General features: G+C 40.0%; 23 protein-coding genes and 1 CRISPR repeat array (1 of these 24 running past the window's edge). Of the genes, 19 read left to right on the top strand and 4 right to left on the bottom strand.

Annotated features, from left to right (window positions below; all coding sequences use genetic code 11):
• Position 1 precedes the first annotated feature (1 nt).
• Complete coding sequence (locus DWY07_RS09775) at positions 2-943, top strand: type II CAAX endopeptidase family protein (RefSeq protein ID WP_173783670.1); 942 nt, start codon at positions 2-4, stop codon at positions 941-943.
• A gap of 855 nt (positions 944-1,798) precedes the next feature.
• Here DWY07_RS09775 and DWY07_RS09770 read toward each other — a convergent pair.
• Entirely contained in the window at positions 1,799-1,999 is a 201-nt protein-coding gene (locus DWY07_RS09770; RefSeq protein WP_008401155.1) for a DUF378 domain-containing protein, read from the bottom strand.
• A 302-nt stretch (positions 2,000-2,301) separates the two neighbouring features.
• Here DWY07_RS09770 and DWY07_RS09765 point away from each other — a divergent pair, with 302 nt between their 5' ends.
• From DWY07_RS09765 to DWY07_RS09755, 3 genes are all read left to right on the top strand, one after another.
• Positions 2,302-2,664, top strand: a complete 363-nt coding sequence (locus DWY07_RS09765; protein WP_021943626.1) for a metalloregulator ArsR/SmtB family transcription factor — start codon at positions 2,302-2,304, stop codon at positions 2,662-2,664.
• A 24-nt stretch (positions 2,665-2,688) separates the two neighbouring features.
• The gene (locus DWY07_RS09760; RefSeq protein WP_008401157.1) at positions 2,689-2,907 is read left to right on the top strand and encodes a heavy-metal-associated domain-containing protein; all 219 of its coding nucleotides are present in this window, start codon (positions 2,689-2,691) and stop codon (positions 2,905-2,907) included.
• A 103-nt stretch (positions 2,908-3,010) separates the two neighbouring features.
• Positions 3,011-4,882 carry a heavy metal translocating P-type ATPase gene (locus DWY07_RS09755; RefSeq protein ID WP_117822917.1) on the top strand — a complete coding sequence of 624 codons (1,872 nt, stop codon included), beginning with the start codon at positions 3,011-3,013 and terminating at the stop codon, positions 4,880-4,882.
• A 487-nt stretch (positions 4,883-5,369) separates the two neighbouring features.
• Here DWY07_RS09755 and DWY07_RS09750 read toward each other — a convergent pair whose 3' ends face one another.
• Complete coding sequence (locus DWY07_RS09750) at positions 5,370-6,986, bottom strand: CTP synthase (protein ID WP_117822915.1); 1,617 nt, start codon at positions 6,984-6,986, stop codon at positions 5,370-5,372.
• A 260-nt stretch (positions 6,987-7,246) separates the two neighbouring features.
• Here DWY07_RS09750 and DWY07_RS09745 point away from each other — a divergent pair, with 260 nt between their 5' ends.
• On the top strand, positions 7,247-9,052 hold the full coding sequence (locus tag DWY07_RS09745; protein ID WP_117822913.1) for a metallophosphoesterase: 1,806 nt from the start codon (positions 7,247-7,249) through the stop codon (positions 9,050-9,052).
• 31 nt (positions 9,053-9,083) lie between these two features.
• Here DWY07_RS09745 and DWY07_RS09740 read toward each other — a convergent pair whose 3' ends face one another.
• Together DWY07_RS09740 and DWY07_RS09735 are read right to left on the bottom strand one after the other, a co-directional pair.
• The gene (locus DWY07_RS09740; protein WP_242996189.1) at positions 9,084-9,614 is read right to left on the bottom strand and encodes a nucleoside recognition domain-containing protein; all 531 of its coding nucleotides are present in this window, start codon (positions 9,612-9,614) and stop codon (positions 9,084-9,086) included.
• Positions 9,611-10,189: a nucleoside recognition domain-containing protein gene (locus DWY07_RS09735; RefSeq protein ID WP_117808685.1), complete on the bottom strand. Its 579-nt coding sequence runs from the start codon at positions 10,187-10,189 to the stop codon at positions 9,611-9,613. The genes DWY07_RS09740 and DWY07_RS09735 overlap by 4 nt, the downstream gene beginning before the upstream one ends.
• 195 nt (positions 10,190-10,384) lie before the next feature.
• Between DWY07_RS09735 and DWY07_RS09730 the strand changes: the two genes are divergently transcribed.
• The 14 genes from DWY07_RS09730 (at position 10,385) to cas2 (ending at position 21,639) form a co-directional block, all read left to right on the top strand.
• Positions 10,385-10,645, top strand: coding sequence for a type II toxin-antitoxin system prevent-host-death family antitoxin (locus DWY07_RS09730; RefSeq protein ID WP_117785330.1), 261 nt, complete (start codon positions 10,385-10,387; stop codon positions 10,643-10,645).
• Entirely contained in the window at positions 10,635-10,952 is a 318-nt protein-coding gene (locus DWY07_RS09725) for a type II toxin-antitoxin system RelE/ParE family toxin (protein ID WP_117822911.1), read from the top strand. Before DWY07_RS09730 ends, DWY07_RS09725 begins: the two co-directional genes overlap by 11 nt.
• Positions 10,953-11,100: 148 nt before the next feature.
• On the top strand, positions 11,101-11,424 hold the full coding sequence (locus DWY07_RS13440; RefSeq protein ID WP_242996187.1) for a spore coat associated protein CotJA: 324 nt from the start codon (positions 11,101-11,103) through the stop codon (positions 11,422-11,424).
• 3 nt (positions 11,425-11,427) lie between these two features.
• Positions 11,428-11,691 carry a spore coat protein CotJB gene (locus tag DWY07_RS09715; protein ID WP_008401169.1) on the top strand — a complete coding sequence of 88 codons (264 nt, stop codon included), beginning with the start codon at positions 11,428-11,430 and terminating at the stop codon, positions 11,689-11,691.
• The gene (locus tag DWY07_RS09710; RefSeq protein ID WP_021943636.1) at positions 11,692-12,321 is read left to right on the top strand and encodes a manganese catalase family protein; all 630 of its coding nucleotides are present in this window, start codon (positions 11,692-11,694) and stop codon (positions 12,319-12,321) included.
• Between the two features lie 236 nt (positions 12,322-12,557).
• Entirely contained in the window at positions 12,558-13,178 is a 621-nt protein-coding gene (locus DWY07_RS09705; protein WP_117822909.1) for a flavin reductase, read from the top strand.
• A gap of 35 nt (positions 13,179-13,213) precedes the next feature.
• The gene (locus DWY07_RS09700) at positions 13,214-13,606 is read left to right on the top strand and encodes a pyridoxamine 5'-phosphate oxidase family protein (RefSeq protein WP_117822907.1); all 393 of its coding nucleotides are present in this window, start codon (positions 13,214-13,216) and stop codon (positions 13,604-13,606) included.
• A gap of 476 nt (positions 13,607-14,082) precedes the next feature.
• Positions 14,083-16,224, top strand: coding sequence for a CRISPR-associated helicase Cas3' (gene cas3, locus DWY07_RS09695; protein ID WP_117822905.1), 2,142 nt, complete (start codon positions 14,083-14,085; stop codon positions 16,222-16,224).
• A gap of 119 nt (positions 16,225-16,343) precedes the next feature.
• Complete coding sequence (gene cas5c, locus DWY07_RS09690) at positions 16,344-17,006, top strand: type I-C CRISPR-associated protein Cas5c (protein ID WP_117822903.1); 663 nt, start codon at positions 16,344-16,346, stop codon at positions 17,004-17,006.
• Positions 17,003-18,733, top strand: a complete 1,731-nt coding sequence (cas8c, locus tag DWY07_RS09685) for a type I-C CRISPR-associated protein Cas8c/Csd1 (protein WP_117822901.1) — start codon at positions 17,003-17,005, stop codon at positions 18,731-18,733. Before cas5c ends, cas8c begins: the two co-directional genes overlap by 4 nt.
• Positions 18,734-19,645 (top strand): type I-C CRISPR-associated protein Cas7/Csd2, encoded by a 912-nt coding sequence (gene cas7c, locus DWY07_RS09680; RefSeq protein WP_117822899.1) that lies wholly within the window; start codon positions 18,734-18,736, stop codon positions 19,643-19,645.
• Entirely contained in the window at positions 19,645-20,310 is a 666-nt protein-coding gene (cas4, locus tag DWY07_RS09675) for a CRISPR-associated protein Cas4 (RefSeq protein ID WP_117822897.1), read from the top strand. The genes cas7c and cas4 overlap by 1 nt, the downstream gene beginning before the upstream one ends.
• The gene (gene cas1c, locus DWY07_RS09670; RefSeq protein WP_117822895.1) at positions 20,307-21,338 is read left to right on the top strand and encodes a type I-C CRISPR-associated endonuclease Cas1c; all 1,032 of its coding nucleotides are present in this window, start codon (positions 20,307-20,309) and stop codon (positions 21,336-21,338) included. Before cas4 ends, cas1c begins: the two co-directional genes overlap by 4 nt.
• Positions 21,339-21,348: 10 nt before the next feature.
• The gene (gene cas2 / locus DWY07_RS09665; protein ID WP_117823225.1) at positions 21,349-21,639 is read left to right on the top strand and encodes a CRISPR-associated endonuclease Cas2; all 291 of its coding nucleotides are present in this window, start codon (positions 21,349-21,351) and stop codon (positions 21,637-21,639) included.
• Positions 21,640-21,809: 170 nt separating this feature from the next.
• A CRISPR array of direct repeats spans positions 21,810-22,691; the repeat unit is 32 nt; unit sequence GTCACTCCCTACGCGGGAGTGTGGATTGAAAT; it runs 6,007 nt beyond the window's last position.

Raw genomic sequence — 22,691 nt, 5'->3', positions numbered from 1 at the left:
TATGGAGACAAGAAAGAAAATTTTTGGAGCTGAATGTTTGTTTACAGCATTGATCGCAGTTTACGAGGTCGTAACGGTGTTGGCGTTATTTACAGATCTGTTTTCCGGCATCACGATAAAACAAAACATATTATTCAGTCAGAGTCTGATATTTGTACCAACAGTGTTATATCTGTTCATCATGAGAAAGCATGTAAAGGATATCATCTGGTTTCGGAGATTTCATCCGTTGACACTCCTGCTGATTCCACCACTGGTTCTGTTTATGGAGCCACTTATTACATTGTTAAATGCAATTTCAATGTTATTTGTGCGAAATGAGATCAGTAATGCAGCTTCAGCATTGGTTGATCATAATACACTTGGAACTTCGCTTTTTTTCATGGCATTTTTGCCGTGTGTGATAGAAGAACTGGCGTATCGTGGTGTCATGTTCGGAAGCTTTCATGAAGCCGGCAGATTAAAGGCCATATTGATGTCAGGTTTTTTATTTGGACTGATGCATATGAATTTTAATCAGATGGCATATGCGGTTGTGATCGGTCTGATCTTTGGATTTGTTGTAGAAGCAACCGGAAGCATTATTCCAACAATGATCATGCATTTTCTGATCAATGGTTTTTCTGTTGTTATAAAGCATATTGCAAATATCATTCCGGCGTTAAAAGATCAGGCAGAAAATACAGAAGTAACACAGACGATGCTGCTCAGCACCATCCGGGCATATATACCTATGGCACTGGTTGGCACTGTAATATCAGCAGGAATTATTTATCTGCTTGCAGTCATAAATGGCAGAAAGGAGAGCTTCGCCGCTGTATTCACCGAACCTTTTAATCGGTACGATGAAAATGGCAAAAAGCTTCGACTGCTTACCCCGCTTATGATCGTGGTCATCCTCTACTGCCTGATCCGCTGCGTTGTCGAAGAATTTTTATTTTAACTATGGCAAAATGCCCGCCAAATGAATCTGATCTGGTACCTACCCTATTATAAATGACTTGCTGCGGTTTCTATTCATTGCACATGTCTGTGCGGAGCACTTAGTGAAGACGAGCGATATCGCGAAGTCTGAGGTTAGTGCGTGCCATGTAAGTACACTTAGCGAAAACGAGTGATAACGAAGTTTGAGGTTAGTGTAGCTTACTTGATTCGCTCATGCTCTTGTGCTAACTCGTCCTTCGGACTCAAACAAGCACTCGCATTCGCTGACAATGTACATCTCATAACGAAAACTCCACAAATGTCTTTTCAGGCAGATATTAAAACGCAGAGAATCCTTAAGAATCAACAAAAATAAAACTGCGGAATGACGATAGCTGATATTTCTTTTTAGAACGCCTACCAAAATAATTCTATCAGATACCAGATAGCATTTATTTGGTGGGCGTTTTGTCGTTATATGTAAATGAGTGAAAAAATGTTCGCAAATGTTTACGAGTTTAAAAAGTGAGCGGACTGTGTATAGCAGGAATGATTACAGCAGAAAAAATCCCCCCGCAGAAACAATAAAAAGCTAAGATGATGAACAGAAAAATACACCATTCGATATACAGGGATTTATCCAGTTTCGGGTGTTGGTGTTTCCACTATGAAAAACGTTCGCGAGAGTTTCGTTATGAGATGCATATTGTCAGTAAATACGAGCGCCTGTTTGAGCCGAAGGCGAGTTGGCACAGGAGTATTTACGAATCAGACATATGCATCGAATAGGAAGCGAGCGAGTTTATCATAGTGGAGATATCAATAGCAGAAATTGGATAATCCCGTAAAGGTAAATGGTGTATTTTTCGTTCGGCTAGTCCTCGTTGCAGATCAGACCGTAGAAGGAGATCAGGTACAGTCCGGCGATACCAACGAGTGTGTAGATGATTCTGGAAAAGGCGGAGCCGGTTCCGAATAAAGCATCTACAAGATTAAAATTAAAGATTCCGATGATACCCCAAACGATCGCCCCAACGATCACAAGAGTAAGACAAATAACATTAAATACTTTCATGGCATTCCTCTCTGATTTCTAATTATTTGGACATTAGTTTTTGGCAAGGCGTCGCAAAATTAATGGTTCCATATCTCTAGTTTGTGCGAACATGAAAAAAATATACTGCCATTATAAGGGAAAATGTACACACAGAATGAAGGTATAAAATGAAAAAATATAACATAATGAATCTGGTGACAAAAATTTATTTGAAGCAAATATAAAAATCAGTTGACAGGGTGCAAACATAATGTTATATTAAAAACAACATATGAACAGATATTCAGATGTTCAATAAAAACAACGAGAGGAGGGACAGAATGAATACGGACAGCAGGGAAGCATGTGAATGCAAAGAGAACGACATAGCTGAGATTACCGCTGAGATTAATGAGATGATGCCGGACGAAGAGAATCTGTATGATCTGGCCGAGTTGTTTAAGGTATTTGGCGATTCTACAAGGATTCAGATCTTATACACACTCCTGGATCACGAAAAAAGTGTTGGTGACATCGCAGAAGAGCTTGGAATGAATGCATCTGCCATTTCTCATCAATTAAGAGTGTTAAAACAGGCGAAGCTGATCAAGAACCGCAGAGCCGGAAAGAATATGTTTTATGAGCTTGCCGATGACCATGTAGCAGTGATCATGCGAATGGGACTTGAGCATATATTTGAATAATAAGAAAGGTTAAAGGTGGATATTATGAAGAAGAGATATAATTTAAGTGATGTAGATTGCGCAAATTGTGCAGCAAAGATGGAGGAGCAGATCAGCAAGTTACCGGGTGTTAACAGCGCATCTATCAGCTTTATGGCACAGAAACTTACATTAGACGCAGATGAAGACAAATTAGACGAGATCTTAAAGCAGGCAGAAAAGATCATCAAGAGCATTGATGAGGAAGCTGCGATCGAATATTAGAAAAATGCAGATCTGAACATTAATACGTTACAGATTTACATAAGCTGAAAGAGAAGATAAAATAAGAAAATTATCGCAGATAGCAGAAAAAAGGTGATGGATTATGAGTAAGAAGCAGAAAAAGATGTTAATTCGAATCATCGTTGCACTGGTGGTATTTATCGTATGCGAGATTGCAGAGAAGCTCATCCATTTGAATGGAGTGTGGGATACAGTTGTAAAGGCTGTGATGTTCGCAGTACCATATCTGATGGCAGGATATGATGTCCTTTTAAAGGCGATCAAAAATATCAGCAAGGGTCATGTATTTGACGAAAACTTCCTGATGGCAGTTGCAACTGTAGGCGCATACGGAACCGGAGAATTTGGCGAGGCGGCAGCCGTTATGCTGTTCTATCAGGTCGGAGAATGGTTCCAGAAATATGCAGTCAACAGATCAAGAGCCAGTATCACAGATTTGATGAACATTATGCCGGAATATGCAAATATTGAAAAAGATGGACAGATCGTTCAGGTAGAACCGGAGACAGTTGCGATCGGTGATATCATCATCGTGCAGCCGGGTGAAAAAGTTCCTCTCGATGGTACTGTTATCGAAGGTGAAACATTTGTAGATACAGCAGCGCTTACCGGTGAATCCGTACCTAGAAAGCTGTCTGTTGGTGACGAAGTGTTAAGTGGCGTGATTAACCAGAACGGTGTGATCCGTGTCAAGGTATCAAAGGAATTTGACGATTCGACCGTATCGAAGATTTTGGAACTGGTGGAAAATGCAAGTACGAGAAAAGCACAGTACGAGCAGTTCATTACCAGATTTGCAAAATACTATACACCGATCGTATGTTTCCTTGCACTTGCAGTAGCGATCATTCCGCCGATCTTTGTAGGTGAATTTGGTAAATGGTTCCACCGTGCACTGATCTTTCTGGTAGTATCCTGTCCATGTGCATTGGTCATCTCCATTCCACTTAGTTTCTTCAGTGGAATCGGCGGAGCATCCAAGGCAGGTATCCTTGTAAAAGGAAGTAACTATCTGGAACTTCTGGGTAAAGCAAAGATTGCCGTATTTGATAAGACCGGAACTCTGACAAAGGGTGTATTCAAGGTTGTAGAGACATGCGCAAATGGAATCAGTGAGGATGATCTTCTGGAGCTTGCAGCATATGGCGAATATTACTCCAACCATCCGATCGCAGCATCAATCAAGGCTGCATATAAGGGAACGGTACAGATCGACCGCCTCGATGGATATGAGGAAATTTCCGGAATGGGTATCAAGGTCTTAAAAGATGGAAAAGAAGTGTTAGTCGGAAATAAGAAGCTTCTGGATTCCAGAAAGATATCCATGGCAGGAGCAAAACAGCCATCCAAGGTTGGAACAGTCCTTTTCGTAGCGGAAAATGGTGCATATAAGGGATGTATCACGATCGCTGATGAGATCAAGGATGGCGTTAAGGATGCGATCGCATCAATCAAGAAATGTGGAATTGATAATGTTGTTATGCTGACCGGAGATAAGAAAGAGGTTGCTGACAGTGTAGCAAAAGAGCTTGGCATTGATACTGTATGTGCAGAGCTGATGCCGGGTGATAAGGTAGATAAAGTAGAACAGCTTCTCCGCGAGAAGGATGAAGACAGTACATTGATCTTCACCGGTGACGGAATCAATGATGCGCCTGTTTTAATGCGTGCCGATGTCGGTATCGCAATGGGAGCTATGGGTCAGGATGCTGCGATTGAAGCAGCAGACATCGTTTTGATCGATGATGATCCGGGCAAGATTGCCGTAGCATATGCAATTGCCAGAAAGACGGTTCGTATCGTGCAGCAGAACATTGTGTTTGCACTTGCTGTCAAGATCATTGTTATGGTACTCGGTGCCCTTGGTTTTGCAAATATGTGGGCAGCGGTATTCGCCGATGTCGGTGTTGCCTTCCTCGCGATCATCAACGCAACCCGCGCGCTGAAGCCATGATGTATAAATAAAAATACCATATAAGCATGAGACATCTATATCTTTATTACGCAGAACACTTTCGTTCTATTCTCACGCAGCGGTTCTAACCTCACTGCCTATGGCAGTTCACTAAGAACCGGCGTTCGAATAGGTCTGCTACATAAAATATAGATGTCTCATTTCTTTTATATGGTATTTTTAATTTGTTGCTTGTGACGAAAGCGTTTCAAACTATAGATCTATGAATAAATCAAGATAATTCGAAAGCGAATACTTTATAACTGGTGTGTTTGCATATTGAGAATTTGAATAAAAAGAGAAGACCGTCTTACTATTATGAAGCAAGCCTGTTTCAACGCCGGTTCTTAGTGAGTCGCCAAAGGCGAGGAGCTTAGTACCGTTGCGTTGAAATAGAGTGCAAACGACTTGCGTAATAATAGGTAAGACGATCTTCTTTTTTTCATAGATTTATGCAAACACACCAGTTGTAAAGTGTTCGCATAAACTACTGCTCTTCGTGAGCGAGTGCCGCAGCAACAAAGCCTTTGAAAAGCGGATGCGCTTTATTTGGTCTGGACTTGAATTCCGGATGCGCCTGAGTTCCGATGAACCAAGGATGATCCGGGATCTCGATCATCTCAACGATGTGACCGTCAGGAGAGAGACCAACCAGTTCCATACCATTATCTGTTAAAGCCTTACGGTAGTCATTGTTGACTTCATATCTATGTCTGTGACGCTCATGGATGTATTCTGTGCCATAGAGCTCATAGGATTTGGAATCTTTGCTGAGTACACATGGGTAAGAACCAAGTCTTAATGTTCCACCGAGGTCTGTTACATCATGCTGATTCGGCATGATATGAATAACCTGATGGAAAGAGTTTGGATTGAATTCTGAGCTGTGTGCATCTGCATAACCAAGGACATGTCTTGCAAATTCAACGATCGTGAGCTGCATACCGAGACACAGACCAAGGTAAGGAACCTTTTTCTCTCTTGCATACTGGATTGCGGTGATCATGCCTTCGATACCTCTGTCACCAAAACCGCCCGGAACAAGGATTCCATCGACGTCACCCAGTGTTTCTTCCACATTTTCAGGAGTTACAAGTTCGGAATCTACCCATTTGATCTCGACCTCGGCATCGTTTGCAACACCGGCATGCTTTAAGGATTCAACAACGGAAATGTATGCATCATGCAGTGAGACATATTTGCCGACGAGAGCAACACGAACCTTTTTTTCCGGATTCTTCCAGGCAGTGATCATATCATTCCATTCCTTCCATGCATGTGGTTCCGGAGCAGGACAATCCATATGTAAGCATTTGCATACAACATCAGCGAGATGCTCTTTCTCCATAGCGAGAGGAACTTCATATAATACATCAACATCCAGATTCTGGATGACATTCTGGCTAGGTACATTACAGAATAATGCAATCTTATCCTTTAAGCCCTGATCCAGTGGATAATCAGAACGGCAGACCAGAATATCCGGCTGGATACCCATTCCCTGCAGGTTCTTAACACTCGCCTGCGTTGGCTTTGTCTTTAATTCACCGGAAGCTTTCAGATAAGGAATCAGAGTAACGTGGATCATAATGCAATTCTCATGTCCGACATCATGTGTGAACTGACGGATCGCCTCTAAGAAAGGCTGGCTCTCGATATCGCCGACTGTACCGCCAATTTCGATGATCGCAACCTCGGTATCCTTTGCATCCGGATTCCGATAGAAGCGCTCTTTGATTTCATTTGTTATATGTGGAACTACCTGTACGGTGTGTCCGCCGAAGTCGCCGTGACGTTCTTTCTGTAAGATACTCCAGTAGATCTTACCGGTCGTAACATTCGAATTCTTATTCAGACTTTCATCGATAAAACGCTCATAATGACCAAGATCCAGATCAGTCTCCGCACCATCATCGGTTACGAATACTTCACCATGCTGGATCGGGTTCATAGTACCCGGATCCATGTTGATGTATGGATCGAATTTCTGGCTGGTAACCTTGTAGCCTCTCATTTTGAGCAGACGACCAAGGGAGGCAGCAGTGATACCTTTACCAAGACCGGATACGACACCGCCTGTGACAAACACGTACTTAATAGGCATAATAATTTCCTCCTGATATATTCTAAAAACGCATAGACATACGCTCTCATTAAAAAAACACTCATTATTATACGAGAGCATTTTTCAAAAGTCAATCAGCCGTATCGAAAAACAGGATGTATCCGGCATAAAAATATGGTATGATAGTATATAAGAAGTCAAACTTAATAAAATTATGGAAAAATATTTACAAACTTTAGAAAATAAAGTTAAAAATATACATTTGACAGGAAAATGAAGTGAGAAGACGGGAGATCTCGATGGGAGCAATTCAGTTTATCCATATCAGTGATGTGAATATCGGACGAAAAGCAGACAAATTACTGTTCGGACAGACCTGTGAAAAGGACGGGATAACGACCTTGAAACAGGTTGTTTCTGATGCAGGAAAATTACAGGCTGATTTTGTATTTATCACAGGGGATCTCTTTGACCATCCGGCAACAGAAGAAGATCTTGCGTGGATTGATGAGATATTTCTGCCGCTTGATAAAACGGCGGTCATTTATTGTCAGGGAGATCATGATTACATGAAATCAGATAGTGCACTTACGGGCTATTCTTTCCGGTCAAATATTTATGTGGCAGGCTGCAGCGAGTATCGGAATCCGGTTCCGGCAGGCTCTGCAATATATGGAGTAAAGCATGAAAATGCAACTGCCATGATCGATGTTATCCGGTTTCCGAAAAAAAATGCGGTACTTTATTGTGCCGGCTATTATAGTGCCGGAGCGCAGATGGCAGTTTTAGATGAACTGACACCGGCGGATGATGAGATGACAAATATTCTGCTGGCTCATGCCGGAAATCATGGTGCGATACCGATCGATTATCCGACGATCCGGAAAGCAGGATTTGATTATATCGGATTAGGACATGAAGCTTCCTATAAAAATATGTACAATGGCAGGATTTGTTATCCGGGTGTATTGGAACCGGACAATAACAGGGAGACCGGACCGCATGGCTATGTGCAGGGAAAGTTATCAGATGGCGTGGTATCGGTACGGCTTGTGCCTGCATCACAAAAGGAATATAAGACGATCCGCTATCCGGTCAGTAATTATATGTCAGATGAAGAACTGGCAGATGAATTGCATCGTATTATTGCAAGAGAGGGAGAAGAAAATATTTATTCGATCTATCTGGTACGACCGGAAAAATGTGAGAAGACCTTTCATTTGCAGGAGGCACTGGCCACTTACCGGATTGCCGCGCTGATCGGAGAAGTGTATCAGCGTGAGGATTATGATGAATACAGAAAAGCAAACCGGGGAAATGCATTTGGACGATTGCTTGATAAACTGGATGCTGACTCTCCGATCCGGGAGGATGGGGCGAAGCTGGCAGTTGACCTCGTTATAGAACGATCAAAGATATACACCAGAAGCAGCCGGAAAATGAATGACCGGCTTTATGAGGAAACGATCCGGGTAGTGCTTGAGAATCTGAAACAGGATATGGATAAACTCCGTACCTCAAAGGATATTCAGGAATATGAACAGGCAAAGGAACGGCTGGCAGAAAGTCCGGATGTACTGGAACGCTTAAATGAAGCATGGGCAATGGAACGGAAGAACAAACTGGAGCTTCTGACTGCCCGGAACAATCAGGCGCAGATCGTACCAAGACACAGAAGCAAGTGGATACGAACCGGTATCCGTGCCGCCATTGTTCCATTTGTCATATTCTGTATCATGGAATTGTTCCTGATGCCACGGGCGTACATTCAAATGTCAGAGCGTATGAATGGTACAGATGTGGTTCGTTTTCTGGTTACATCAATACTTGCGATCGTGCTCTGCTTTGTGATCGGTTACGTATTTGCGCGACTGATCGATCAGAATAAGGCAGACGGAATACGAAAAGAACGCGCAGATGCAGAACGGCTTGAACGCGAGTTGGCTGCAAAAGGCGAGCAGCTTCACGAAGTCAGAACCGGATATCAGTTACAGGACACGAAGCGGCGAGAAATCCAGTCGGATGTGAATGCCAGAGAAGATCTTGTAGCGCAGACGATCTACAAGATTCAGGTGATGGAAGAAGCGATGCGGATGTTAGAATAAAAAGAAAAAGGGCACTTGAAAAACAGGTGCCCTAGGATACTAACATATTTGCCAGCAGGATACTTACGACGATCCCTGCACCGAGAGACAACAGGGCGCAGGGGATGATATATCGGGATTTGCGGACTTTGGCAGCCATCAGATATACAGACATCGTATAGAATAAAGATTCCGTACAGCTAAGGATAATGGCAGCGGTGAGTCCTTCTCTGGAATCAGGTCCATAGTCGTTAAAGATATTTAGCATCAGACTGGTGGCAGACCCGGAGGAGAACAGCTTCGTTATAATGACGGGGATCACACAATCCGGGGTATGTATGAGAGAAGCAATCGGCTTCAGAGCGGTTGTGATCAGGCCAAGGGCACCGGAATCATTCAGGATTCGCACAGCCACAAATAGGCCGATCAATGTTGGAACTAATTCGACTACGATCTTCATTCCGTCAAATGCTCCGTCAATAAAATCTTCATAGACATTCGTCTTTTTAATACAGCCGTATAACACAACAGCAAATATGACCATCGGGATGATACTGTTTGAGATTGTTGTCAGCATATTCATTTTCCCCTCTTATTTATAATTACAGCCAGCAGGACGGCGACGGCGGTGGAGCAGACCGTTGCGATGATGCCGGGCAGGATAATGGCGGTAGGATGTTCAGAACCATAGGTTGCACGATAGGCAATGATATTTACCGGGACCAGTTGCAGCGAAGAAATATTCAGGATCAGGAAGACGCACATCTCACGGCTGGCAGATTTGCTTCCCTTGTTGTCCTTAGCCAGTTCCTGCATCGCCTTTAGTGCCGGCGGTGTTGCAGCCCACCCAAGCCCTACAATATTTGCAATGATGTTCGTACACATATATTCATATGCCGGATGCTCCGGGGAAAGTCTCGGAAATAAGAATCTCATGACAGGGGACATTTTCGATGACCATTTCTTCATCAGACCGGTGCGTTCTGCGATCTTCATGATTCCACACCACATCGTAACAATTCCAAGCATGGTGATGCAGAGTGAAACGGCGTCACTCCCGGCATCAATGATACCTGCATTCACATCTTCCATATGCCCGGTCAGAAGTGCGGTGATAATACCGACTAAGATCATGGCAGCCCAGATCAGATTAATCATAGAAGCCCCTTTGATTTTGCTTTTACATAATGAATATATGCGGGAATATGGGGGAAGTATGCTATAGTATTATCAATTTTTAAATCCATACAATGTGAATTTTATATATTCTATATTGCAATAATATCAGAATAACGATAAAATAATGATAATATATTAACGACAAGAAGCATGAAATAAAAAGGAGTGATAAAAATGATACAGATTAGACCGGTTTCAGATCTTAGAAATAAGTTCCCTGAAATTGAAACAATTGTGAATAGTGGAAAGCCTGTATATTTAACGAAAAATGGATATGGGGCGATGGTTGTTTTAAGTATGGAAGAGTATGCTAATCTCACAGAGAATGTTGAAATGAAACTTGATGAAGCTGACAGACAGGCAAAAGCGACAGATAAAAGACTTTCACACGAAGAAGTATTTAGCAAAGCAAGGAGTGTGATGGATGCAAGATAAAATCTACAAGTTAAGATATTTGCCACTTTTTGAACAGGATTTGCTGGATACAGTGACTTATATTTCGAAGGTTTTAAAAAATGAAGAAGCGGCAATGCGACTGATAAATGATGTTGAAACAGAAATATTAGCCAGATTAAACAATCCGGTAGCGTTTGAACCATATCATTCCAGAAAAAAACGTGAATATCCATATTACCGGATATATGTAAGAAATTATGTGATTTATTATGTGGTAATTGATGATATTATGGAAGTACGACGGTTATTGTATGGTGCAAGAAATATAGAAAATTTGTTAAATTAATACATATAAAAAGAGCAGTAAAATTATCAGATTTACTGCTCTTTTTATATGTATTCGTCTCAATCATCCTGTAATATGTCACATTTTTACATTTTCCCCATAAAGTATAGAGAGATGAATAATATGCAAATTCAGGAGGTATATTCATTTGGAACAGTATAGAAACTGCAACAGAAATGGCGGCAGATATCCTGCTCAGCCAAATCTCATGATGCAATATGCAAATAACCGCAATGCCTCTTCCTGCAATGGAAACTGTCAGGGCACAGGCGGCTGTCCTTCCAGACAGGATCATTGCGAAACAACAAGAAAGGATGTAGAGACCTGTGGCAGATTCAGTCCGCATCCGATTGGTATGGCGTATGTGCCAAGTCAGGAATTTGGGGAACTCTATGATGCGAAAAAGGGTCTGTGCGAAGGAACCATGTTCCCGGATCTGAATCTGATCTTTTGTGGTGTAAGGGGGAAATAGGCAATGAATAATATGAACAAACAGCAGCTCTTTGCCTTTATAACAGAAGTGTCCTTCGCGTTGGATGACATTTCCCTGTATCTGGACACTCACCCGGAATGTCCAAAGGCACTGGCAGCATACAGCAATTATAAAGCAATGCGGCAGCAGGCAGTCCGCGAATACACGACCGCCTATGGTCCATTGAACCGATATCAGGTAAATGACGACAATTATTTTGACTGGGTTGACAAACCTTGGCCATGGGAAAGGGAGTGTGGTTGTTAAATGTGGATCTATGAAAAAAGATTACAGTTTCCGGTAAATATTAAAGAGACAAATGCGCAGCTTGCGCAGGCGATAATCTCACAATACGGCGGACCGGATGGTGAAATGGGTGCATCTATGCGATACCTGTCCCAGCGCTATGCAATGCCGGACAATAAGGTGAAAGCGATTCTTACCGATATTGGTACAGAGGAGTTGGGACATCTGGAGATCGTTGCCACGATCATTTACCAGCTTACCTGCCGGTTATCGATCGAGGAGATTAAGGCATCGGGATTTGACAAATATTACATCGATCACACCTTAGGAATCTGGCCGCAGGCAGCAGGCGGCATTCCATTTAACGCCTGCGAATTCCAGAGCAAGGGTGATCCGATCACGGATCTTTTCGAAGATATGGCAGCAGAGCAGAAAGCCCGGTCGACTTATGACAATATCCTGCGTCTCTGCAAGGACTATCCGGATGTATATGAGCCGATCAAATTCCTTCGCGAACGTGAGGTCGCACATTTCCAGCGCTTCGGTGAAAGCCTTGGCATTGTCCGCGACAAGATGGATACAAAGAACTTCTATGCATTTAACTCAGCATTTGACACAAGCGCTCCATGCGTGGAGAAATGTGGGAAGTAAGAGATAGTCGCTACCGGTTGTTTATTATTATATAGTAGTGACAGAAGCAGAAAAATCAGGCAGCAATCCTGAATTGGGGATATCAAGCTGCCTGATTTTTTCACAATGTATATTATTGAGAATAATTCTTGAAAAGAATTATAAATTTATTCGGTTTGTGGTATAATGGGTATAAAATTATTTGCTTGCAAGGATGAAAAAACAAATCGTATTTTGTAAAAGGGAGGTACAAGCATATGGACAAAAAAGCAATCTATAATTTATCCTATGGTGTATTCATGTTATCCACCAGATCAGGGGAGAAGGTAAATGGCTGCATCACAAATACATGTATGCAGGTGGCAGGTAATCCGGTTCGGGTTGCGATATCTGTATTAAACACGAATTATACATGTGATCTGTTGAAAGAGAGTGGGATATTTGCTTTGAGTATTCTGGATCAGACCTGCTCATTTGCGACGATAAAACATTTCGGGTTCCAGTCCGGCAGAGATGTGGATAAATTCGCAGATCTGCAAATGCCAAAGGACTGCAATGACATTCCGTATATGGGATGGAATGCCTGTGCCGTGATCAGCGGAAAAGTAGTAGAACAGCACGACCTTGGCACACATACGTTATTTATCGCAGAAGTCATAGATGCCAAGCTGATCAATGCAAATGCACCGCTGACTTATGCGGATTATCAGACAAAGGTAAAACCAAAAGCAGAACCGAAAGCCCAGGACAAGAAGATCGTAGGCTGGCGCTGCCGTATCTGTAATTATGTATATGAAGGAAGCGAGCTGCCGGCAGATTTCACCTGTCCGATATGTGGACATGGGGTAGAGGATTTTGAGCCGGTGTATGAGGCGTAAGCTATTAAAAAGCTTATAAACAGGAGGATAATGCTATGGAACGAGTAGCAAAATTTTTAAAGGACGCAGAAACTTATTATTTAGCAACTGTAGAGGGTGACCAGCCAAGAGTTAGACCATTTGGAACTGCCCATATTTTTGAAGGCAAGTTATACATACAGACAGGCAAAGTAAAAGATGTATCAAAGCAGATCCATGCAAATTCGAAGGTTGAGATCTGTGCTTTTATGAATGGAGAATGGCTTCGTGTAGCAGGAGAACTGGTGGAAGATGACCGCAGAGAAGCAAGACAGTCTATGCTAGATGCATACCCTTCATTACAGAAGATGTATTCCGCAGATGATGGTAACACCGAGGTATTTTATTTTAAGAATGCCACAGCAACATTCTCATCATTTACACATGAACCGGAAGTTGTGAAGTTTTAAATGTATTACATGGTTTGACAAACGCCCTCGCTTGTATAAGCGGGGGCGTTTGCATTAGGTTATTGGTATTTGAAAGTGTATTTTCTAAAATTTGACAAAATATGCGTATATTATTGCACATTATGACAAATAAAGGTATAATATTTCCATAATAAAAGGGGGCGGGTCTGAGATAGAGGCTTTTTAGTTTTCTATTTTCTCTAATAAGAAATCCCTATAATTATGAAGTGAAATTGATATGATGGACGATTTTTTGTACATCACATACAGTATAATTGATCTAATTAAAGCAGTAAAATTATTTATAGATGAATAGATAAGATGAAAAAACTTGTTACTAGGGCTGATGTTTGACCTATGTAGAGCTTGACGATGGATTCGGATAAAATTTAGTTGTTCTTATTTTGCAAGTTCTATTTATGAATAACAGATTCATTAAAAATGTAATGAATAATTATATTTGATGGAGAGGTAATATGGAATATTATGCACATATCGATGAGGAAAGAAAACAGACTGTAAAAGAACATTTACAAGGAACGGCAGAGCTTGCAAAGAATTTTGCAACTAAATTTGGAAATGGGGATTGGGGTTATTGCTGTGGGATGCTCCATGACATTGGTAAATACTCTAAAGAATTTCAGGATAAAATTCAAAATGGTCTGGACGTTCGTGTGGACCATTCTACAGCAGGGGCAAAAGTCGGGGAAAATATATCTTCAATTATAAGTTATTGTATTGCTGGTCATCATGCAGGATTACCAGACACCGGACGAAAGGGGTTACCATCATCTTTGATTGATCGACTGGAGAAAAAAATTTGTGATTATAGTGCATATAAAAAGGAAATAACGATACCGGTTGTTAAATCAGTTCCATTTGATATAAAGCAGGTTACGGACTTTGATTTTTCACTGAGTGTGTTCATTCGTATGCTTTATTCCTGTCTCGTGGATGCAGATTTCTTAAATACGGAAGATTTCATGAAAAATGGTAAGGTAAATAGGGATCCTGGTGAGTCTGTTGAATTACTGTTGGAAAGATTAAAGTCAGACAAATCAAAATGGTTTGATAATTATGATTTGGAATCTATAGGTGGTAGACGTTCTGAAATTCTCAGAGAATGCATGAAAAAAGGAACATTGTCTAAAGGTTTGTATCAGCTTACAGTACCCACTGGAGGTGGCAAGACGATTGCATCACTTGCCTTTGCATTACAACATGCTGTTAAGAACAATATGAAACGAGTTATTTACGTAATTCCATACACCAGTATTATTGAGCAAAATGCAAAGGTATTTCGAGAAATATTGGGAAACTATAATGTTCTGGAAAACCATTGTAATGTAGATTATGAAAGTTCAGAGGATTTCATACCATTGCATTTGGCTGCTGAAAACTGGGATAAGCCTGTAGTAGTAACAACCAATGTTCAGTTTTTTGAATCACTGTATGCTAACAAGCCTTCAAAATGTAGAAAGTTACATAACATAGCCAATAGTGTGATTATTTTTGATGAAGCGCAGATGCTTCCGGGAAATTATTTAAAGCCCTGCGTGGCAATGATGGAAGAACTATTATTAAATTATGGTGTCAGCATTGTTTTATGTACGGCAACACAGCCTGCTTTACTGCAATTTTTTTCAAAAAGTATTATACCTACAGAATTATGTCCGAGGATGGATGAACAATTTCAGTATTTTGAACGTGTGAAATATCAGGATATTGGAACAATAACGGAAGAAAATATGGCACAGAAGCTACAGAATGAAATGCAGGCTCTTTGTATTGTAAATACTAGAAAAAGAGCACAAGGGCTATTTGATCAACTGAAAGGGGAAGGAGTGTTTCATCTTTCCACCAGTATGTATCCTCTACATCGAAAGAGAGTAATTGAAGAGATAAAAAGTCGTATTGAAAATGGAGAAAAGTGCATTCTGATTTCAACAAGCTTAATTGAAGCGGGGGTTGATTTGGATTTTATGTCGGTATATAGAGAATTAGCCGGAGTGGATTCTATAATCCAGGCAGCAGGTCGTTGTAACAGAAACGGAAAAAGAGCTAAGGAAGATAGTATTGTGCATATCTTTAGATGGGAGGATAAGGAATCGATACCTAGTCAACGGCAACAGATTGATGTTACTAAGAATTTGATGGCAGAGGGAAAAGACATATCAAATTTGGAAGTTGTCACAGAGTATTTCTCTAGATTATATCATATTAAGGGGGATAGCTTGGATAAGAAGAGAATTCTGAGTGAATTCAGGGATGAGAAATATAATTTCGCGACTGTAGCAAGAGAATTTAATCTGATAGAAGAAAATACAGTCTTGGTATTCATTCCAAAAGAACCGGAAGCAATAGATCTTCTAAATGAGATTGAGATGAAAGGCATTACAAAGAGTTTGATGAGAAAATCGGGACAATATTGTGTGAATGTACGGAGGTCATCAGCCGGGAGAAGTGAGAATTTGTTTGAAAAGATGTATTATGATGGAATATTAGAGCCTGTACAAGGTGGTGGACAGGATTTTTACAAATTGATAAGAAACGAAATTTATCAAGATGAGACAGGGTTGAAATTAGATGTGGAATTGGGACAAGCTTTATTTGGATAGTCTTGAAAATGTTAGATAATAAAAAATGAAATTTATAAATGCATTTATTAAATAATAAAGGAGGTGGGATATTTTAACAATTTTACAATATTTAATAATAATAGAAAGAAGGTGAAACAATGGGAGTTGGAGTTAAAGTAAATGTCTGGGGAGAATATGCTCTTTTTACAAGACCCGAGTTTAAAGTTGAGCGATGCAGCTATGATGTAATGACACCCTCTGCTGCCAGAGGTATTCTGGAAAGCATTTACTGGCATCCCGGAATGAAATGGGTTATTGATAAGATTTATGTGCAAAAGCCAATTCAATTCACAAGTGTAAGACGAAATGAAGTGAAGAGTAAGATACAGGCTAGAAATGTGCTGCAGGCATATAATGGTGCAAATAAAACATTGTATATTAGTACTAAGGAGGATATTGTACAGAGGGCCTCTTTGATGCTTTATGATGTGGCTTATGTGATTGAAGCTCATTTTGAAATGACAGATAAAGCAAATAGTTCAGATAATCCGGGAAAATTCAAGGATATTGTCGTAAGAAGGTTAAAGAAAGGTGAATGCTATCATATGCCTTACTTTGGTTGTAGGGAATTTCCGGCCAATTTTGCACTGTGTGAAGACGACAAAATTCATACAGCGTATGATGATGTTGATGAAAAAGATCTTGGCTTTATGCTGTATGATATGGACTACAGTAATTTGGAAGATATTCAACCAATGTTTTTTAGAGCCGTAATGAGGCATGGAGTAATTGATGTGAAAGATTGTGAGGTGAGACGATGATTTTACAGTCCTTGGTGAAATATTATGAGAATCTGGAAAAACAGGGACTTGTTTCTGAATTAGGATGGTGTCATGCCAAAGTGTCTTATGCAATTAATTTATCGGAGGATGGACAGGTTTTAGGGATACAGTCAAGAAAAATTGAGGAAGTACGAGGAAAGAAAACTGTGTGGATTCCTGCGCTGGTGAGGGTACCTGAAATGGTAACAAGGTCATCCGGTATTGCAGCAAACTTTCTGTGTGATAATGCAAAATATATCCTAGGTATTGATAAAAATGGAAATGATAAGAGGGTGATTGAATGTTATGAGGTAGCAAAAGAGTTACACTTGGAGATTTTAAAATATGCACAGGGAAGAGTGGCTAAAGCTATTAGGAATTACTTCTTGACTTGGAAACCGCAAAAAGCAAAAGAAAATCCTTCAATTGCAGATAATTGGGAAGAGCTTACAGATGGAGCAAACTTGATTTTTTGTCTTGATGCAGAAGATGTACAGGAAGATGTGGAAATCCAAACATGCTGGAGAAATCATCTTGATGTCGCTTCCAGTGAGGTGAAAGGTATTTGTATGGTTACCGGGCAGAAAACTGAGATATCTAGAATTCACAAGGTAATCAAAGGGGTTCCGGGAGCACAATCTAGTGGAGCAGCCTTAATTTCCTTCAATGCCCCATCGTTTGAATCCTATGAGAAAACACAAAGTTATAATGCTCCTGTAGGAAGATATGCGGAATTTGCTTATACTACCGCACTAAATTATTTATTATCGCAGAGAGATTATACATTTTCATTGGGGGATTCCATGGTGGTCTTTTGGGCGGGAAATGGAAAGAAAAAATATCAAAAGGGATTTTTTAACGCCGTGAAACCTACGAAAGATAACTCGAAGATGCTAAGAGACCTGTTTGATAGTTTAAAGCAGGATACAAAGGTTTATTTGGAGGAAGAAGATATGGACCCAAATCAAATCTTCAATATTCTCGCGGTATCACCTAATGCTGCTCGTATTTCTGTCCGCTTTTTTTATCAAAACACATTTGGGAATATTTTAAATAATATCAAAGCACATTACAGGAGGCTGAATATTGTGAAGCCGATTTGGGTGGAACAGGAATATTTAGGAATAAAAGATATGCTCAATGCTACAGTAAATCAAAAATCCAATAATAAGTCACCGATACCCAGCATGGCAGCATTAGTTATGCAATCTATTTTGTCAGGCACACGTTATCCGGCTTGCTTATACACAAATGTACTGATTCGTATTAGAGCTGAAGCTGGCGATGTGAAATGGAATCAGGCGGCAATTATTAAGGCATATTTAATACAAAACTATCATTGTTTGAGAGGAGATGATTTTGTGGGATTAAATGAAGAATGTACAAATACTGCTTATATACTGGGGAGACTGTTTTCAGTGTTGGAGTCTATTCAAAGGGATGCTAATCCAGGAATTAAAGCAACAATAAGAGATCGATATTTTAATTCAGCTTGTACTACTCCGGCTACCGTATTTCCAGTATTATTGAAATTGAAGAATAGTCATATTAAAAAGCTGGAAAGAGAAAATGGTGGTATCAAAGTGTATTATGAGAAAAAGATTACAGAGTTATGCGGAAAAATTTCAGAATACCCAAAACGTTTATCGTTGGAACAACAGGGACAGTTTATGCTGGGATATTATCACCAGCAGCAGAAAAAATATGAAAAAGTGGAGGAAAAGTAAATGAGTGAAGTAATCAAAAATCGTTATGAGTTTGTTGTTTTATTTGATGTAGAAAATGGTAATCCAAATGGTGACCCGGATGCTGGCAATATGCCTAGAATTGATCCCGAAAGTGGTCTGGGACTGGTTACGGATGTATGTTTGAAAAGAAAAATTAGAAACTATGTGGAAACGGTGAAAGAGGATTCAAAGGGATATAAGATTTACATCAAGGAAGATGTTCCACTGAATCGTAGCGACAGGGAAGCATGTGCTGACGTGGGTATTACAGAAACAGATGATAAGAAAATTACGAATGAGCTGAAAACTCTTAAGAAAAACGATCCTTTCATAGATACCAAGTTAAAGGATTATATGTGTCAGAATTTTTATGATATTCGTACTTTTGGTGCTGTTATGACTACTTTTGTGAAGGCTGCTCTTAACTGTGGTCAGGTTAGAGGCCCGGTACAAATTGGATTTGCCAGAAGTATTGATCCAATTATTAGTCAGGAGGTGACCATTACCAGAGTAGCTATTACTACAGAAAAGGATGCAGAGAACAAGTCAACTGAAATGGGAAGAAAGATGATTGTTCCTTATGGCTTGTATCGTGCAGAAGGATATATTTCTGCAAATTTGGCTAGAAAGGTGACTGGTTTTACTGAGGATGATCTTGAGTTACTTTGGGAAGCAATTCTTAATATGTTTGAGGTAGATCACTCTGCAGCAAGAGGCAATATGGCAGTTAGAGAATTGATTGTATTTAAGCATAGCAAAGAACTTGGAGATTGCCCTGCTTATAAGTTGTTTGATGCGGTAAAGGTGAAAAAGAAAGATACAGTCGAGTATCCAAGAAAGTATCAGGATTATGATGTAACTGTTTGTCAGCAAGAAATTCCTGATTCAGTAGAAGTGAGAAGGATGAATTAATGGAATATTCTGAAGAAGATTATCTTTTTATATCAGGAATTCAGCACTTTAAATTTTGTAGAAGGCAATGGGCATTGATTCATGTTGAACAGCAATGGGAAGAAAATGTACATACTGTAATAGGGGAATTAATGCATAAAAAGGCGCATGATCCATATCTCACAGAGAAGAGAAAAGACACAATTATTGTTCGTGCTTTACCAGTGGTATCCAAGGAAATGGGTATAACTGGTGAGTGTGATATGGTTGAATTTCGCAGATGTGAAGATGGTGTCAGATTGCATGGACATCGAGGCTTATATTCTATCTATCCGGTTGAATATAAAAAAGGAAAGCCAAAAACTGATGAAAAAGACCAATTGCAGTTAGCTGCTCAAGCGATGTGTTTGGAAGAAATGTTTTCGACAAAAGTTAAAGAAGGTGCATTATTCTATGGAGAGACTAAGAGGCGAGAGATTATACACATTACTGATGAGCTACGACTAGAAGTAAGAGACATGTTTCAGGAAATGCATCATTATTTTAGCCGGCATTATACACCCAAGGTAAAAACAAGTAAAAGTTGTAGTTCGTGTTCTTTAAAAGAAATTTGTTTGCCCAAACTGAGTAAAACTGTTTCTGTAGGTACCTATGTGAAGCGAATGCTTCAGGAGGAAGATGAATGAGAAAATTACTGAACACATTATATGTAACATCTGAAAATAGTTATCTGGCTTTAGATGGTGAGAACATCGTAATTTATGATGATAATAAAGAAATAGGACGGTTGCCACTTCATAATTTGGAAGGAATTGTTTCTTTTGGATATCGTGGAACTAGTCCTGCTTTAATGGGAGCATGTGTGGATCGAAATATTTCTTTAGTCTATATTTCGCCACAGGGTAAATTTCTTGCAAGAATTAGCGGAAAAGTGCGTGGAAATGTTTTTCTGAGAGAACAGCAGTATGACAGTAGTAAAAATGATAGCAAAAGTCTTGAAATAGCAAAAAATAATATTATAGGTAAGATTTATAATGCTAAATGGATATTAAAGAGAGCTGTTAGAGATCATAGTATGCAGATTGATGCTGAACGTGTTGGCAATGTAGCTGACAGGTTACACAAGCATCTTGCTTATGTCAGAAATTGCAATGCCAAAGATGAATTGCGTGGATTTGAAGGAAAAGCGGCAAGTGATTATTTTGGTGTATTTGATGAATTAATTTTACAGCAAAAAAAAGACTTTACATTTCAGGGGAGAAACAAAAGACCTCCACTTGATGAGGTGAATGCGATGTTATCATTTGTGTATACTTTGTTATCTAATATGTATGTATCTGCCTTAGAGAGTGTTGGATTAGATCCTTGTGTTGGATATATGCATACAGAAAGACCTGGGAGAGTTTCACTTGCATTAGATATGATGGAAGAACTTCGTCCAGTTTTTGCCGATCGTTTTGTATTGTCTTTAATAAATAAAAAGATGATAACAAAGAAGAATTTTACTCAAAAGGAAAATGGGGCGGTGTTGATCAATAACGATGGCAGAAAGATTATTTTAACAGAGTGGCAGAAGCGTAAAAAAGAATTAATTACACATCCATATTTACAAGAAAAAGTGGAATGGGGAATAGTTCCATATGTGCAGGCCATGTTGCTGGCACGGTATCTTCGTGGAGATTTGGATGGATATCCACCATTTTTATGGAAGTAAGGTGAGATACATGTTGGTATTAATAACATATGATGTTAATACGGAAGATGCTGCTGGAAGAACCAGACTTCGAAAAGTGGCAAAACAGTGTGTTAACTATGGAAGAAGGGTTCAGAATTCTGTGTTCGAGTGTATCTTGGATAATGCACAAAGTGTGACATTGAAAGCAACGTTAACAGATATTATCGATGCAGAACATGATAGCATCAGATTCTATTATTTGGGAAATCATTATCAAACAAAAATTGAGCATTTTGGAGTAGATAGAGGAATCGCAGCTGACCAAGTGCTTATAGTTTAAAGTGCGAATGTTAAGCGTACATAAAATTGTTGAAGGATTCGCACTAAATAATATGATATTAAATCCTTTTTTATAATGAGTATTTTGAAAAAAAGGAAAAAAATATCAAATAATGTTTAGTTTTAACAAATTTCATCAATTTTTAAGGCAGAATATTGGTGAGATTTGCTGTCACTCCCTACGCGGGAGTGTGGATTGAAATTTTTTGATTTGAAAGAAAATCTAATGTATATACAGTCACTCCCTACGCGGGAGTGTGGATTGAAATTTAAACACAAAGCATAGGAAAAAAGTCGGAGAGTCACTCCCTACGCGGGAGTGTGGATTGAAATTCCATGAAACTTTCAAAATTTTATGCGAATCTATGTCACTCCCTACGCGGGAGTGTGGATTGAAATACGGTTGCGTTTAACAACAAAACAACCCCATGCTTCGTCACTCCCTACGCGGGAGTGTGGATTGAAATTTTTTAAAAAAGGCACTCCGGAGAGTGCCTAGAGTCACTCCCTACGCGGGAGTGTGGATTGAAATAATGAGTGCCTTAACTCTTGTGGATGAGCTTATGTCACTCCCTACGCGGGAGTGTGGATTGAAATGTTAAGTAAAAAGATCTTACACGCGTCCGAATTCAGTCACTCCCTACGCGGGAGTGTGGATTGAAATATCCAAATTTGTTTATCATAAATTATGCGGTACAAGTCACTCCCTACGCGGGAGTGTGGATTGAAATCTCATCGTTCACAATGCGTGTAATGTCCAGTGGATGTCACTCCCTACGCGGGAGTGTGGATTGAAATTACCCTCTAGGCACTCTCCGGAGTGCCTTTTTTAGTCACTCCCTACGCGGGAGTGTGGATTGAAATATGCTTGACTAAACAAAAGCGCGGAGGTACACCCTGTCACTCCCTACGCGGGAGTGTGGATTGAAATAAAAGACAAGGAAAAGGTTGATACTGCGTTAAAAGTCACTCCCTACGCGGGAGTGTGGATTGAAATTGATTATTTCCCAGATTACTTGCTTGACTGTTTGTCACTCCCTACGCGGGAGTGTG

The sequence above is a fragment of the Clostridium sp. AF23-6LB genome (assembly GCF_003461085.1).
Lineage (GTDB): Bacteria > Bacillota > Clostridia > Lachnospirales > Lachnospiraceae > Coprococcus > Coprococcus ammoniilyticus.
This window is presented reverse-complemented; position numbering and strand designations above follow the sequence as displayed.